This is a genomic window from Pectobacterium aroidearum (assembly GCF_041228105.1).
Classification (GTDB): domain Bacteria; phylum Pseudomonadota; class Gammaproteobacteria; order Enterobacterales; family Enterobacteriaceae; genus Pectobacterium; species Pectobacterium aroidearum.
Map to the genome: position 1 here is coordinate 54,936 of NZ_CP166097.1, position 15,856 is coordinate 70,791.

10 protein-coding genes and 1 pseudogene are annotated in these 15,856 nt (G+C 53.8%); 6 read left to right on the forward strand and 5 right to left on the reverse strand.

Annotation, left to right across the window (positions count from 1 at the left end; translation table 11 throughout):
• Positions 1-37: 37 nt before the first annotated feature.
• Positions 38-1,381: a 2-hydroxycarboxylate transporter family protein gene (locus AB8809_RS00245; protein ID WP_180779415.1), complete on the reverse strand. Its 1,344-nt coding sequence runs from the start codon at positions 1,379-1,381 to the stop codon at positions 38-40.
• Positions 1,382-2,812: 1,431 nt separating this feature from the next.
• On the opposite strand from AB8809_RS00245, the gene dppA reads away from it, so the two are divergent.
• The 6 genes and pseudogenes from dppA to AB8809_RS00275 all read left to right on the forward strand — a co-directional run.
• Entirely contained in the window at positions 2,813-4,420 is a 1,608-nt protein-coding gene (gene dppA / locus AB8809_RS00250; RefSeq protein ID WP_349855542.1) for a dipeptide ABC transporter periplasmic-binding protein DppA, read from the forward strand.
• Between the two features lie 233 nt (positions 4,421-4,653).
• Positions 4,654-5,673 carry a dipeptide ABC transporter permease DppB gene (gene dppB / locus AB8809_RS00255; protein ID WP_012772789.1) on the forward strand — a complete coding sequence of 340 codons (1,020 nt, stop codon included), beginning with the start codon at positions 4,654-4,656 and terminating at the stop codon, positions 5,671-5,673.
• A 13-nt stretch (positions 5,674-5,686) separates the two neighbouring features.
• Positions 5,687-6,589 carry a dipeptide ABC transporter permease DppC gene (dppC, locus tag AB8809_RS00260; RefSeq protein WP_012772790.1) on the forward strand — a complete coding sequence of 301 codons (903 nt, stop codon included), beginning with the start codon at positions 5,687-5,689 and terminating at the stop codon, positions 6,587-6,589.
• A 13-nt stretch (positions 6,590-6,602) separates the two neighbouring features.
• On the forward strand, positions 6,603-7,583 hold the full coding sequence (dppD, locus tag AB8809_RS00265) for a dipeptide ABC transporter ATP-binding protein (protein ID WP_012772791.1): 981 nt from the start codon (positions 6,603-6,605) through the stop codon (positions 7,581-7,583).
• Positions 7,580-8,590, forward strand: a complete 1,011-nt coding sequence (gene dppF, locus AB8809_RS00270; RefSeq protein WP_180779413.1) for a dipeptide ABC transporter ATP-binding subunit DppF — start codon at positions 7,580-7,582, stop codon at positions 8,588-8,590. Before dppD ends, dppF begins: the two co-directional genes overlap by 4 nt.
• Positions 8,591-8,650: 60 nt before the next feature.
• Positions 8,651-8,776, forward strand: a pseudogene (locus AB8809_RS00275) (SymE family type I addiction module toxin); the annotation flags it as partial.
• A 77-nt stretch (positions 8,777-8,853) separates the two neighbouring features.
• Here the strand turns inward: AB8809_RS00275 and AB8809_RS00280 are convergent.
• The 4 genes from AB8809_RS00280 to tssI are packed head-to-tail and all read right to left on the reverse strand — an operon-like array spanning position 8,854 to position 15,816.
• The gene (locus AB8809_RS00280; RefSeq protein WP_336710535.1) at positions 8,854-9,240 is read right to left on the reverse strand and encodes a hypothetical protein; all 387 of its coding nucleotides are present in this window, start codon (positions 9,238-9,240) and stop codon (positions 8,854-8,856) included.
• Positions 9,241-9,257: 17 nt separating this feature from the next.
• Entirely contained in the window at positions 9,258-13,535 is a 4,278-nt protein-coding gene (locus AB8809_RS00285) for an RHS repeat-associated core domain-containing protein (protein ID WP_349855545.1), read from the reverse strand.
• A gap of 11 nt (positions 13,536-13,546) precedes the next feature.
• Positions 13,547-13,954, reverse strand: a complete 408-nt coding sequence (locus AB8809_RS00290) for a DUF1795 domain-containing protein (protein WP_349855546.1) — start codon at positions 13,952-13,954, stop codon at positions 13,547-13,549.
• 8 nt (positions 13,955-13,962) lie between these two features.
• On the reverse strand, positions 13,963-15,816 hold the full coding sequence (tssI, locus tag AB8809_RS00295) for a type VI secretion system tip protein TssI/VgrG (RefSeq protein ID WP_349855547.1): 1,854 nt from the start codon (positions 15,814-15,816) through the stop codon (positions 13,963-13,965).
• Positions 15,817-15,856: the final 40 nt, after the last annotated feature.

Consider the following 15,856-nt stretch of genomic DNA (forward strand, 5'->3'; position numbering starts at 1 on the left):
GGTTTCCCCCTGATTGGGGGAAACCGTGATACTGAGGTTAAGCAAACCAGCCCAGCAGCAGCGTTGCGGCGATGACGGTAGACGCACCGCCGATACGGGTGGCGATCTGTGCGAACGGCATCAGAGACATGCGGTTAGAGGCGGACAGAATCGCGACGTCGCCTGTACCACCCAGCCCACTGTGGCATGTGGTCACGATAGAAGCCTCAATCGGGTACATGTTCAGGTAAGGCGCAATCAGGAAGCTCACCAGCGCCATAGACAGCACCACAGAACCGCAGACGATGACGTAGCCGACAGAGAAGACCGCGACGACGCTCTCCAGTGGGATATACAGCATGCCAAGCCCGATCATCAGCGGCCAGACCAGAGAGCTGGAAACGAATTTGTAAACGCTGTGCGCGCCGGTTTCCATAATGGCAGGAATAACGCGTCCGTATTTACAGAACACGGCGATCAGAATCATCAACACCGGGCCAGGGATATGTACCAGTTTTTCAAACAGGCCACCGACGATGAAGAAGGCGCAAATCATCAGCAATCCGCCGCCCATCAGATGAAAATCGACCGGTTTTGGTGCTTCGTTGACGGCAAACATCGCGTTGTCTTCATCGCTGCGAACCAGACGGCCTTCGCCATTCAGATCCTTGCGGCGCATACCCAGACGAGACAGCACGCCGGCACACAGAATCGCGAAGATGTTACCGACGACGGCAGCAGGCGCTAACTGAGCCACATACACATCTGGGGTTTGTCCCAGAATGGCAGAGTAGGCGAGAGATAATGGCAGGATGCCTTCACCAATCCCGCCGCCGATGATTGGCACGATAATGAAGAAGAAGGTGTGATAGAAGCTGTAGCCGCACAGTTTACCAACCAGCAAACCGGTTGCCAGTGCTGTTGCCGTGCCGATGACCAACGGGACGAACATGCGCACCATCCCCTGAATCAGGATCTTACGGTTCATGCCCAAGATACTGCCGACCACCAGACAGGCGATGACGAAATACAGGAAGTTCGCCTCTTTCATCAACAGGTGTACAGTTTTCATGGTGTTGTCATTGAATAGATCAAAATACACCATCACGGAAGGCACCATCAGGCACAGAATCGCCGGGCCACCGATGTCTTTGAACACGGGAATGTTGCTGCCAATGTGCGCCAGTAAAAATCCCATGGTCATGATGACGGCGAAACCGCCAATCATGTTTTTAGGCAAATATCCCTCGTAGGCGGCGATAGCGACAATGGCGGCAATCGCCATAAAAAGCGCAACGGGAACGGAGCCGACTTTCTTTTTAAAAAAGCCGCCGATAAACGATTCTTGTGTTTCCAGAGCGAGATTGTTCTCACATAGAATATCAGTTTCAATTTTTTTCATTATATTCACCCTGCTAGGACAGTTGGTACAGAAAGAAATTACATGCCTGCCGCGTAATGTCTCTGCGATATTGATAGTGCATCGTTATCGACGTAGCTGATTGACGTTTTGCTCATCGATATCGGTATGTTTATCGAACGTCGCTAATGCCAATGGCGGCGGGATGTTTATTATCAGAAAGCAGAAAAATACGTTTTTTTGTTTTTTATCAATTAGTAACAAAATGGTAAGGAATGATGGATGTTATTTAACAATGAATCACTTCTGAGGGTAATCTAGCATGATGAAATGTTAAAAATAATACGTTAATTACGTATTTGTGAACTTATCAGCAACTCCACTTTAAATAACTTACGTCATTTTTTTGTAATTAAAATAAATTATTGAGCGCATTGGAGGGAGATTAAAGGAGGGGAGTGAGGTAACTCACAGAATGAAAATACCACTTTATGGGAATAAGTAAATAGCCTACTTTTATTTTAGTGAAAATATTTATTTAATTAAAATAGCCAGTTAATCATTGAGTAATATCATTTTCTCGCAGGGATATGTTTCTGACGAAAACGTAACCACTTTGCTCCCTCCTCGCCCACGGTAACAGCATCTAGCCTTATGATGAAACCCGTAGAGAAACACGATTTAGCACGCCCTTTGACCCATTGATGTTAGGGACAGCAAAGTTCTTTTATGTAGCGTAGATAGTCATTTATCTGCTTATGGTGACGGGGTAAATATCAGAATTTCTTATTATCCGTCAGGATTTTCACCTGCTGTTAACGTTTTTAACAAAAAATAGTGCTCAAATCTTGGACATGTAAGACCAGATGACTATAGTTTTTTTAATGGTGATAATTTCTTTATGTCCGCAATGTATCGGTTTTTATCGCTGTTTTTTCAGAAAAAAGCAAAACATCTACCTTTTGTAAGGTGATGAGCTTGTATTTTCTCTTTTAAGAAAATGTAAGGAAATTTTGTAAATCCTTACTGCTTATATTGACGTCACCGCCATCTGTTGAGAAATTGAGGGCGTCATAGGGATATAAGGAGGAAAGCAGCGGCTTGTCTGAATGATTCTACGTCTTCATCCAGCATCCGTGAGCGGGTTGTGGCGCGTCGAGGTATAGGTTGTAGTTATTATGACTATATCTAACAGTGTGCGACTATCGGTTGTGGTAATCACCATTCCTCTCCCCATTATTTTGATTTTGCCTTCGGGCGACAGGGTACAGACCGCAGCACATAAAAATACAGGTCTGGCCAACCATACCCAATTCATTTCGAGATGCAGGACAGGACATCAGCGTTGTTAACATCTGTGTTTTTAGCAATCACGCTTTTAACGATTGTGTTTTTAACAACAGTATTAACGCGTATGCAGCTTGGATTCGGGCGGGTATAGCACACAACATCATCCACAATGGAGCATAAGTAATGGAAAAGTCCCTGGTTAAGTCAAGGGTGTTGAAGTTCGGTCTTGGCTTGCTCGCCATGTCCGTCGCTGCAGGCGTTCAGGCAAAAACGCTGGTTTACTGCTCAGAAGGCTCCCCGGAAGGTTTTAACCCACAGCTGTTCACATCTGGTACGACGTTTGATGCCAGCTCTATTCCTATTTATAACCGTCTGGTGGAATTTAAAGACGGCACCACGGACACCGGTCCTGGGCTGGCTGAAAAATGGGATATTAGCGAAGACGGCAAAACCTATACCTTCCATCTGCGCAAAGGCGTGAAATGGCAGGACAGCAAGGATTTCAAACCTTCCCGTGAATTCAATGCCGATGACGTGATTTTCTCCTTCATGCGTCAGCAGGATGCCAACCATCCGTACCACAAAGTGTCTGGCGGCAGCTACGAATACTATCAGGGTATGGGCATGCCAGAGCTGGTCAGCAAAATCGAAAAAGTTGACGACTACACGGTCCGCTTTGTGCTGAACCGCCCTGAAGCGCCGTTCCTGGCAAACCTGGCGATGGACTTCGCTTCCATCCTGTCAGCGGAATACGCGGATCAGATGCTGAAAGCCGGTACACCGGAGAAAATTGACCTGAACCCAATCGGTACGGGCCCGTTCCAGCTACAGCAGTACCAGAAAGATTCCCGCATTCTGTACAAAGCTTTTGAAGGCTATTGGGGCAGCAAGCCGGGCGTTGACCGTCTGGTCTTCTCCATCACGCCAGATGCTTCCGTGCGTTACGCCAAGCTGCAAAAAGATGAATGCCAGATCATGCCGTATCCAAATCCGGCCGATCTCGCGAAGATGAAAGAAGATAAGAACATCACGTTGATGGAACAGCCTGGCCTGAACGTTGGCTATCTGGCTTACAACGTTGAGAAAAAACCGCTGGATAACGTCAAGATTCGCCAGGCGCTGAACTATGCGGTTAACAAGACTGCCATTATCGAAGCGGTCTATCAGGGAGCCGGCCAGGCCGCAACTAACCTGATCCCGCCGACCATGTGGGGCTACAACAACGACGTTAAAGACTACAGCTACGATCCTGAGAAAGCGAAAGCGCTGCTGAAAGACGCGGGTATGGCTGACGGTTTCTCTATCGACCTGTGGGCAATGCCGGTACAGCGTCCGTATAACCCGAACGCGCGTCGTATGGCGGAAATGATTCAGTCCGACTGGGCGAAAGTTGGCGTGAAAGCCAAGATCGTCACCTACGAGTGGGGCGAGTATCTGAAGCGTGCGAAAGACGGCGAGCACCAGACCGTGCTGATGGGCTGGACAGGCGACAATGGGGATCCAGATAACTTCTTCGCGACCCTGTTCAGCTGCGATGCGGCTAAAAATGGTTCCAACTACTCCAAGTGGTGCTACAAGCCGTTTGAAGACTTGATCCAACCGGCGCGCGCCGTTTCCGATCACGAAAAACGTATTGAACTGTACAAGCAGGCGCAGGTTGTGATGCACGATCAGGCTCCGGCGCTGATTGTCGCGCACTCTACCGTGTACGAACCTGTACGTAAAAACGTGAAAGGTTATGTGGTTCAGCCGCGTGGTGTGCATAGCTTCAACAACGTGACGTTGGATTAAGTCAGCCGCTCGATTTTCACGGACACTAAAAACCCCGACCTTGCGGTTCCTCTTCAGAGGAGCCGTGGAGGCGGGGTTTCTTGCCCGTTAAAGTCTTATGGCGGGCTTCCCTGCCCGCCACACAGCGGGCCGTCGCACACGACGTTAAAATCGCATCTGGCGATTTTTTATCTGTGAGCAATGATAAGCCTGATGGCCAATGAGCCAACGGGCATGAATAGAGAGTTCGGGATATGTTGCAGTTCATACTCCGGCGTTTGGGGCTTGTTATCCCAACGTTTATTGGTATCACCCTGTTGACCTTCGCATTCGTGCACATGATTCCGGGCGACCCGGTGATGATCATGGCGGGGGAACGCGGTATTTCCGCCGAGCGCCATGCGCAATTGCTGGCTGAAATGGGGCTGGACAAGCCGCTTTGGCAGCAATACATCCACTATATTGGTGGTGTGTTGCAGGGCGATCTGGGGATTTCCCTTAAGAGCCGCATCCCCGTGTGGGAAGAATTTGTGCCTCGCTTTAAGGCGACGCTGGAACTGGGTATCTGCGCGATGTTGTTTGCTATCGCGGTTGGGATCCCGGTTGGTGTGCTGGCTGCGGTTAAACGCGGCTCTATCTTCGATCATACGTCTGTTGGCCTGGCGCTGACGGGTTACTCCATGCCTATCTTCTGGTGGGGCATGATGCTGATCATGCTGGTTTCCGTCCAGCTCAACCTGACGCCCGTTTCGGGGCGCATTAGCGACACGATTTTCCTCGATGACAGCATGCCGCTGACTGGCTTTATGCTGATCGATACCCTGTTCTGGGGTGAGAAAGGCGACTTTATCGACGCGGTTGAACACATGATTCTGCCTGCCATCGTGCTGGGTACCATTCCACTGGCGGTGATTGTGCGTATGACGCGCTCCGCGATGCTGGAAGTGCTGGGCGAGGATTACATTCGTACCGCCCGCGCCAAAGGGTTGAGTCGCCTGCGTGTGATTGTGGTGCACGCGTTACGTAATGCGATGTTGCCGGTCGTGACGGTGATTGGCCTGCAGGTCGGCACCATGTTGGCTGGAGCGATCCTGACGGAAACCATTTTCTCCTGGCCGGGACTGGGACGGTGGTTGATCGATGCGTTGCAGCGTCGTGACTATCCGGTAGTTCAGGGCGGCGTGTTGCTGGTAGCAACCATGATCATTCTGGTTAACCTGCTGGTGGATGTGCTCTACGGTGTGGTTAACCCACGCATCCGTCACAAGAAATAAGGGGAAGGCTAAGATGACACAAGTCACTGAACCTGTTGTAAATAGCGCTCCGAAGCCGATGACCCCGCTACAGGAATTCTGGCACTATTTTAAACGTAACAAAGGGGCGGTCGTTGGCATGGTGTATGTCGTGCTGATGCTGGTGATCGCCATTGGCGCCAACGTACTGGCACCACATGCGCCCGCTGAGCAGTTCCGCGATGCGCTGCTGCGTCCGCCAGTCTGGCAAGAGGGCGGAAGCTGGCAGTTTATTCTGGGAACGGACGATGTTGGGCGCGATGTCCTGTCCCGTCTGATGTATGGCGCACGCTTGTCGCTGCTGGTCGGCTGTCTGGTAGTGGCGCTGTCGCTGGTGCTGGGCGTGATCTTTGGGCTGCTGGCTGGGTATTTCGGCGGTGTGGTTGATGCGCTCATCATGCGTATCGTCGATATCATGCTGGCGCTGCCAAGCCTGCTGCTGGCGCTGGTGCTGGTGGCTGTCTTCGGGCCTTCGATTGTGAACGCCTCGCTGGCGCTGACCTTCGTAGCATTACCGCACTACGTTCGTTTGACCCGTGCGGCGGTGCTGGTGGAGGTTAACCGCGATTACGTCACGGCTTCACGCGTGGCGGGAGCCGGTTCGGCGCGCCAGATGTTCGTCAACATTCTTCCTAACTGTCTGGCGCCGCTGATTGTGCAGGCGTCTCTCGGTTTTTCTAACGCCATTCTTGATATGGCTGCTTTGGGTTTCCTCGGTATGGGCGCACAGCCGCCAACGCCAGAATGGGGCACCATGCTGTCGGACGTTTTGCAGTTTGCGCAAAGCGCCTGGTGGGTGGTGACGTTCCCCGGTCTGGCAATCTTACTGACGGTATTGGCGTTTAACCTGATGGGGGACGGCTTGCGTGATGCTCTCGACCCCAAACTCAAGCAGTAACAGAGGTAGAGAGATGGCGTTGCTCAATGTAGATAAACTGTCGGTTCACTTTGGTGACGAGGATCTGCCGTTTCGGGCGGTCGATCGCATCAGTTATCAGGTGGAAGAAGGGCAGGTGGTCGGTATCGTCGGGGAATCCGGCTCCGGTAAATCTGTCAGCTCGCTGGCGATAATGGGGCTGATTGACTATCCCGGCAAAGTGATGGCCGACAAGCTGGAATTTAACCAGCGCGATTTAAAGAAAATTTCCGAGAAAGAACGGCGTAATCTGGTGGGCTCTGAGGTCGCGATGATCTTCCAGGACCCGATGACCAGCCTGAACCCGTGCTACACCGTGGGTTACCAGATCATGGAAGCCATCAAGGTGCATCAGGGTGGTAACCGCAAAACCCGTCGTCAGCGGGCGATTGACCTGCTGACGCTGGTCGGGATTCCCGATCCGGCTTCGCGTCTCGATGTGTATCCGCATCAGCTTTCCGGCGGGATGAGCCAGCGCGTGATGATTGCGATGGCGATTGCCTGTCGGCCGAAGCTGCTGATTGCCGATGAGCCAACGACGGCGTTGGACGTGACCATTCAGGCGCAGATCATTGAACTGCTGCTAGAACTGCAACAGCGCGAGAACATGGCGCTGATCCTGATTACGCACGATTTGGCGCTGGTGGCCGAAGCGGCACACCACATCATCGTGATGTATGCCGGTCAGGTGGTGGAATCGGGCAAAGCGGCGGATATTTTCAGCGCGCCGCGTCATCCGTATACCCAGGCATTACTGCGTGCGCTGCCGGAGTTCGCGGCGGACAAATCCCGACTGGCATCGCTGCCGGGCGTGGTGCCGGGCAAATACGATCGCCCGAACGGCTGTCTGTTAAACCCACGCTGCCCCTATGCGCAGGACCGTTGCCGTCAGGAAGAACCTGCACTGCGCGATATTCCTGGTCGTCAGGTGAAATGTCATACACCGCTGGATGATGCGGGGAGACCGACCCTATGAGTGAACTGAACGCCACATCGCAGCCGTATTTACTGCATGCGATTGATTTGAAAAAACACTACCCGGTGAAGAAAGGCTTTTTCGCACCGGAGCGGATGGTGAAAGCGCTGGACGGCGTTTCCTTTACGTTGGAGCGCGGTAAAACGCTGGCGGTGGTGGGAGAGTCTGGCTGTGGGAAATCTACGCTGGGCCGTCTGCTGACGATGATCGAAACCCCGTCTGACGGCGAGCTGTACTATCAGGGGCAGGATCTGCTGAAGCCCGATCCTGAAGCGCAGAAACTGCGTCGACAGAAGATCCAGATCGTGTTCCAGAATCCTTACGGATCGCTGAACCCACGTAAGAAAGTCGGACAGATCCTCGAAGAACCGCTGCTGATCAACACTGAACTGTCAAAAGCCGAACGCCGTGAAAAAGCGCTGGCGATGATGGCGAAAGTCGGGCTGAAAACGGAACATTATGACCGCTATCCGCATATGTTCTCTGGCGGCCAGCGTCAGCGTATCGCTATCGCTCGTGGGCTGATGTTGGACCCGGATGTGGTGATTGCCGATGAACCAGTTTCGGCGCTGGATGTGTCGGTACGCGCGCAGGTGCTGAACCTGATGATGGATTTGCAGCAGGACTTGGGGCTGTCTTACGTCTTCATCTCGCACGATCTATCCGTCGTCGAACATATCGCTGATGAAGTGATGGTGATGTATTTGGGTCGCTGTGTCGAGAAGGGCAGTAAAGAGGCCATTTTCAATAACCCGCGTCACCCTTATACACAGGCGTTATTGTCCGCGACGCCGCGTCTGAACCCGGATTTACGCCGCGAGCGCATCAAGCTGACTGGTGAGTTGCCCAGCCCGCTGAATCCACCGCCGGGCTGCGCGTTCAACGCCCGCTGTCAGCGCTGCTTCAGCACCTGCACACAGTTCCAGCCGCAGTTGAAAACCTACGGCGAACAGCAGGTTGCCTGCTTCGCTGTCGATCAGGACGAACAAGGCATCGCCGTCGCCTAGTTTGCCTTCGATGTTCCCACGCTGCTTTGCCGGGGCGTGGGGCTTTTGGTGTTTTTGCCCAACACTCCTTCCGCTATCAACCTTAAAGGCCGTTGGCTGGAAGAGTCGGGTTTTATGACGGGGATGCCTATCGCCATTACTGTTGAGCGCGGGAGACTGGTGATTGAGACCGAGATTAATCTCTGACGCCACATATCAAGGAATAAACAGCAGATAAAATAAAGCCGGAAGGATCGTTGGGATCGCTTCCGGCCTCTTAAAATTTATAATGGATAGTCATCGACTTTATTTATATCAACAAAACTCTCTAATTTCACACCGTATTCTGATAGTTTTTTTATAAGTTCATCTACTGAATCAAGGTAAGTATAATTCCCGACTCTATCGTAAGATGGATCTAGCTCATTTTCTATATCTTCCGCTAGAAAATGAGAAACTCTGAGTTTAAATTTAGCGTCAAATTCATTGCATAAATTTGAATAAGGAGAACCACCTAGCATTGCTCCTGACTCCGTCCTAAATGGATAGCTGGGCTTTAGAATGTCTTGTAAAGATAATTCAATCCAAGAGCGATAATCATCATCTCCATCATTGAACTCTTTTATCAAGATCTTTCCTTGCAATAGATTTATGAGATTTTTATTTTCCATATCTGGTCTATTCCTCTCTACCACGGGAAAAATATATGAATTACATTTCCATCAAACTGATGAATTTGTAAGTGAGGAAGATCACCATCAGGATTATTTGGCCCATGTCCCATAACACGATTCTTGTTATTAGGATCCATTACATCATCCCAGTGATAGGTCCCTGACTTCGTTTTATTCCCTGTGAGATACTCCATTATATTTTTTGTGCTAGGGCCTGATTCTCCCGTCATATTTTTATAACCGGACCCTAAATACCTGTCCATGAATAGCTGCTCTGCATCACTTCTAGATTTGACAGTGACTTTAACCTCACCGCTATCTAGTAATTTATTTGCCTTATCTCTAGTAACCGAGCACCCCGCCAACCCCAGCGGATCGATCCAACTCAGCGGATTTTGCACATACCCATAATTACTTTCACCACCCAGCACCCCTATAGGGTCAGGTGAGACGTAGCATCCACCATTCGGCTCGTAGTACCGAAAACGGTTATAACATAGCCCGCTTTCGGTGTCACGGTACTGTCCGGCAAAGGCAAGTCCCGGGTCCGCAGAGTCTTCCGTGGAGCCTGGTCGCTGGCCCCAGAGGGTGCTTTTCGGTACCTGCCAGCGTAGGGTGCCGTCGGGTTTGTACAGGGCCTGCGGTTCGCCGTTCTGGCTGCTGGTGACAAAATCGGTTTCCCAGCGTCCGTCAGTATTCTGCCGTTGCTGAACCAGCAGCTCCCAGCCGTTGTGTACCCAGTGGCGGCGGGCAACGCGTTCACCGTTGCGGTAATGGCGTACTTCAGCGATTTGGTCGCCGTCCCACAGGTAGCGGATATCGTCCTGTGTCTGCTCACAGCGTTTGCCGGTGCGCCGTCCGAACGGGTCATAGCGGTAGAACCAGCGTTCGCCCGTCGGGGTGTCGACAACCCGGAGCTGGTTACGGCTGTCCCAGCGATAGTGCCAGACCTGTGGGCGGTAGCCCGGCTGAACCACCTGTTTACGGATGAGTCGCCCGGCTTTGTCGTACTGGTAATGGGTATCGTCGTGCTGAGTCAGCCTACCCGCCTGCCATTCGGTGAGTCGGGAAGTCTCCTGCGGCAGACCGTTGCGTGTATAGCGGTAGGCTTCGTCAGTATCGACCGTGCGTCCTGCGCCACCGCTCAGGACGGACAGCACCCGCCCGGTGGCATCCAGACGGTAGCCCCGGGTTTCACGATTGTGGCGAACGCCAGCCAGATTGCCCGCACCGTCGTACAGGTATTCTTTTGTCTGTGTGGCATGGAGTCGACCGTCCTGCTGCTGACCGCTCATCTCGCGCGCCAACCAGCCCATCACGTCATATTCGCGGTGTTGGACGAACGCCCCGCCTGAACGGGACGATTCCCGTCCGGCGGCATCATGGGCAAGGGTGAGCTCCGCACCGTCCGACAACTGCACCTGTTGCAGTTCACCTGCCGCGCTGTAGCTGAAGGCGCTGACCAGCGCGTTGTCGCTCTCGTTTTCCCAGACCAGTGTCCGCGTCACAGTGCGTGCGGTATCGTCAAACTGTCGGGTGAGCAAGGTGCCGTTCAGCCACTCCCGCACCACCCGGTCACGGAGGTCATATTCCAGTTGGACGTGACTGGTGGCAGAGGTGACCTCGGTCAGCCTGCCTGCGGCGTCATAGCGGTAATACTGGGTATCGTCCGACGTGGTTTCTTTAATGAGCAGCCCACGTCCGTCATACAGAAAGTGACGAGTTTCGCCTTCGCCATTACGGATGGCGATGCAGTGGCCGTCTTCGTCATAGGTGTAGTGGGTGTCGGTCCCTGCCATATCCCGCTCGCGGATAACCCGCGCATCGGCATCTAGCCACCATTGCCAGCGGCTGCCGTCTGGGGCTATAACGGCGACCAGCTGCTGGCTCTCTTTGTCATACTCGTAACGCCAGGTACGCTCCTGTGCATCCGTGCGTGAGGTGAGCAGGTCAAAGGGGCCGTAGCTTTGTCGCCATAGTGCGCCGTTGCCGTCCACATAGCTCAGCAGGTTGTTATGCTTGTCGTACTGACGTTTTTCTTCTTTCTCATCAGGACGGACGAGTTGCTCCGGTAGCTTCCAGCTCGCACGACGATAGCCCAGCCTGTATTGTGCGCCGTCCGGCCGCTGCCACTGCACCACTCTGTCCTGCTGGTCATAGCGCAACTGCTGGGTGCGCCCCAGCGCATCGCTGGCGCTCAGCAATCGTTGGCGATGATCGTAACGCAGTCGCGCCTGAACCTCGCCGGCCTGATCGCTTACCTGCGTCAGCAGGCCATGGCGGTTCCAGGTAAATCGGACTTCGCGGGTATCTGGTCCCGTGAGTTTCTCCGGGTTGCCTGCCTCATCGAACGCCCATTGCCAGATGCGCCCCAGCGGATCGGTGATGCCACATAACCGCTGCGCCTCGTCGTAGTCATAGGCCCAGGTATGGCCGCTGCCGTCAGTGAAGGCGCTGACCAGACCGCTATCGTCCAGATACGTGAACTCAACCACCCGGCCAGCTGGGGAAATCTCACGTAGCAAGTTGCCGTGGTCGTCGTAGTCGTAGCGGGTGATGTGCCCTAGTGGGGATTTCTCCCAACTCATCAGCGACAGCGCGTTAAAACCAAATTCGCTGCGCTGACCTAATCCGTCGGTCATCACCACGCGATCGTCGAGATACTCAAAATGCGCCGTCAGGTAGCCGTCGGCACAGGTGGTATAGACGCAGCGGCCTTGATAGTCATATTCGTAACGCGCCCAGGTCTGGTCGTTGTCATGCCAGCGCGTGAGTCGGTTTTCGCTGTCGTAGTCGTAGAACAGGTGATAGGCATGGGCGGCATCGGCTTCGATTAGGCGACCCAGTTCGTCCTGTCGGTATTCAGCCAGCAGGGTTTTCTGCCCAGTATCAATACGCTGTATCTGGTGCAGATATTCCCCTCGCCACACCAACAGTAGCTCGATATCGTCGCTGTGGCGGATCTTGCGCAGATAGCCTTTTGGATCGCGGATCAGGGTAATACGGTTGTCATGCGGGTCATGTATCGAAGACAGAAGTAGCCGATCGCCCTGAGGCACATCGAATTCACGCCAGGTGAGACTGTCGCGATCCCACAGGCTAAAGCCCTTTGCCCGCCGATACAGGGTAAAAGCCGGATAGAGCGGACAAAATACCGACTGCACATCCTGATGGAACGTAAAATCGATGTCATATCCCTGCGCCAGCGTGATGACAACGTGGGTATTGAGACCATCACGGCTGACCTGCGCTGTTTCGCTCCAAGTGTCATACCAGCCGCGCCCCAGCAACCCGGTATGGGTGGAAGAGGATCGATACGTGCGCTCAAAAAGTAGGGGGAGTGTTTGCCCTAGTTCAATATCCTGACGCATTTCGATGACATCCCCGCTGGGAATGTAGACCGGATCTTTCAGAAAGCCTCGAGTGGCTTCCTTAATGCGCGCTAACCCTTTGTTATTTTTAAAGCCTTTGCTGGCACAGCGAACCGCTTTTCGTAGCCCTACCGCTGTTCTTAGCGCCCCCATCCGAATGCCTTTGAGCACGGCAGTGGGGCCACGGGTAAACAGCTTGCCTAGCCCTTTGAACATGCCCCGGCTTGGCGGCACCAGAAACTCCACCGCGATCAGTAGCGCTTTTTCCCACCAACTGAATTCGTCACTAATCTTCAGGCAGGTTTGCTGTCCGGAACCAAAAAAGACGGTTGATGCTCCTTCCTTGATAGTGGCACCACAGACGGTTTTATCGTCGATACGCGCAGCCGGAGAGCCATTGACGTAAACGGTCTCACTGCCTTGTGCAATCAATTGAGGCGAGTTGTGTTTGGTACAGGCGACCGTGTCAACCTCGGCGCGGGAAATCTTCTGCTTCTCCGCAAACACCGTTCCTGAGCCTGAAGAAACCGGCCCAAACGGCGGGGATCCGCTGTCTACCATGGCGGAAACTTTGCTGGAGACGCTGCTAATTAGCCCTCCCAGTAGGCTGACTGCACCAAACCCCACCGCCAGTTTAACTGCCCCGACAACCAGCGCCGCCCCCATGCCGCCCGTCCCGACAACGGCGACGGCAATCGCTCCTGCGACAGCCGCTGCGGCGGCAAAAACCACCGCAGCAACGACCGCCCCAGCGATAGCGCCGGCCAGCGCGCCGAGAAAGCTTTTGTGCTTGATGGTTTTGCCCGGTGATGTCGGCGCTTTTCCCTGGCCCGGTTGAGGACGTTCGGCAGGCGGCGTCGGGCCTTTGCCTGCGTGCATAGCACCGACGCGGGCAACGCGGTTCAGAATATCACTCAGCATGATGACTCCTTTCAGGTGGCGGCTTTAAAGGTCTCGACCACCGCCAGCATTGCTGTTTTCTGCTCCGCACTGAGCTCGCCTGCTACGGTTACGGTAAACGTCAGTAATAACTCACCGCGTACCTGCATCACGACAACCTGATGCATTGGGCCTTCCGGTGACCGCCAGGTATATTCCAGACCGTGTGCGGGTTGCCCATCCAACGTCAATGTCCAAACGCCACGCTCTTTGTACCCTTTCAGGTGTGCCGCAAATTGAGCCAGTGTCTGCTGATAAACCGTTTCTGCCGTCAGACCGAAATCAATCGGGGTGCGGTTGACAACCAGATTGATGGCATCTCCCGGAAGAACAAAAACGTGGAGTGATTCATCGCGCCAATCGGCAGGGATAGCGAGTGTCCCTTCATTCATCTGATACATATTCATCCTTAATTCAAATCGATACGGGTGCCGTTCAGCGTCAGGTTATTCCCGACGATCTCAATATCCCCGCTGTGCTTGATTGATATATAGCCCGCACCCGTACCAATCTGAATGCTGCCATCTTCGGCGTGGATAAAGATGTTGTTTGTCACTCTCAGCGTTTCATTGTCTTCCACGACGGTGCTTCGGTTTTTCTTCACCACCACCGTCTGCTCCCCCTGGATCTCGGTAACCTGATCGGCAATAACAGAAACCGTCTGGTTTTGCTGCACGACGACAGTCTGATCGCGGCCAATGTTTTCGTTGTGATCCACATTCACCGATGTACTGCGGTTATTCAGCACCACGGTGTTCATGTCCTTCTGGGCATGGATAAACACTTCTTCCTGACCTGCCTGATCCTCAAAGCGCAGTTCGTTGAACCCGGCGCCTTTGTGGGTTGTGGTGCGCAGTGTCGTGCGCGTTTTGTTGGCGGGCAGCGGGTAGGGTGAGGGATTGGTGGCGTGGAAGGTTCTGCCCGTTACGATGGGCTGATCCGGGTCGCCTTCGAGGAAACTCACAATGACTTCATGGCCGATGCGCGGAATAGCGATCAGGCCATATTGGCCGCCTGCCCAACCCTGGCTGACGCGTACCCAGCAGGAGCTCTGGTCATCGCTTGCGCCGTAGCGGTCCCACGGGAATTGAAGTTTCACCCGGCCGTACTGGTCGCAGTAAATTTCTTCACCCGCCGGACCGACGACGGTGGCGATCTGCGGGCCGTCTACCATTGGTTTGTAGGGCAGGTCGGCGCGCCAGGTCGTGCTGGCTTTCACAACTTCAAAGCTGTTGCTGTAGGTGGTCGGTTCGCCGCCGCTTTCCTCTTCCAGCGCCTGTGGCTGTTGCCCGCTGTGGGTGATGGCGACCAACTGCCAGCCGATATTGAGTGCCAGATTGGGGTGTTCGGTTAAGGTAAAACTGCTGCCCGGCATCAGTTCCGCGGCATTCGATTCGCCCGAGCCGGTCGTCGCCCCTGCTCGCAGTGCATCCAGCCGATAGCCGGTAAAGGCTTTACCGCTCGGATCTTGTTTAAAGCGACCGGGGTAGTCGAAGTGTTGGTAACTTTCGCGCTGGTGTTCCAGTTCTCCGCTGATTTTCTGGTGCAACAGGCCATAGGCTGGGGTTTTGAAGCTGTAGTCTTTGAGTGCAACTTCTGCTGTGCTCACCGCCTCGGCATAGCGGAAACGACGCACGTATGCGCCTTCACTCAGCCCCTGTGTCGCCAGGTTGAAAAACAGCTCAGGGCCTTTTGCCAACGCGCCTGCATCGTCGGCAAAGACGACGCGGTGTTTGCCTTCCTCAAACTCATGGAAGAAGAACAGGCCTTCTTCGGCAGCCAGTCGGGCTATAAAGGCCAAATCGCTTTCGCGGTACTGCACGCAATATTCCCGCACTGCGTGCTCGTTGCGCAGCGCAAAGGCGTAGTCGGTGATGCCCGCTTCTTCCAGCAGGGCGCCGATAATTGCCTCAGGCTTCTGCGCCTGAAATATACGAGCATTGGTACGTAGCCCCAAACGCCACAGGGCCGGACGGACTTCTGCCTGATAGCGCGTGCGGCGAAAGCCGGTATCGCCCTGCGCAAACGCGCTGACAATACCGCTCACTCGTCTTTGGAGTTCACCTTCGTACCACACCAGGAGTTCGCAGGGCTGGTCGAGAACCGCACCAAAATCGATCCCCGGTAAGGGGCTGGCCAGATTCAGCGACAGGGCAAACGGCTGGTTGAGCGCCTCGCTGAGCTGAAAATCCACCACGGCAAAGGTCGACGCAGGCAATGCGCCGACCTTAACGGTGAACTGTAATCCTGTACTGTTTGCCATCCGTCCTCCTGATGCTGTCATCCACACTCAGGCATGGCGT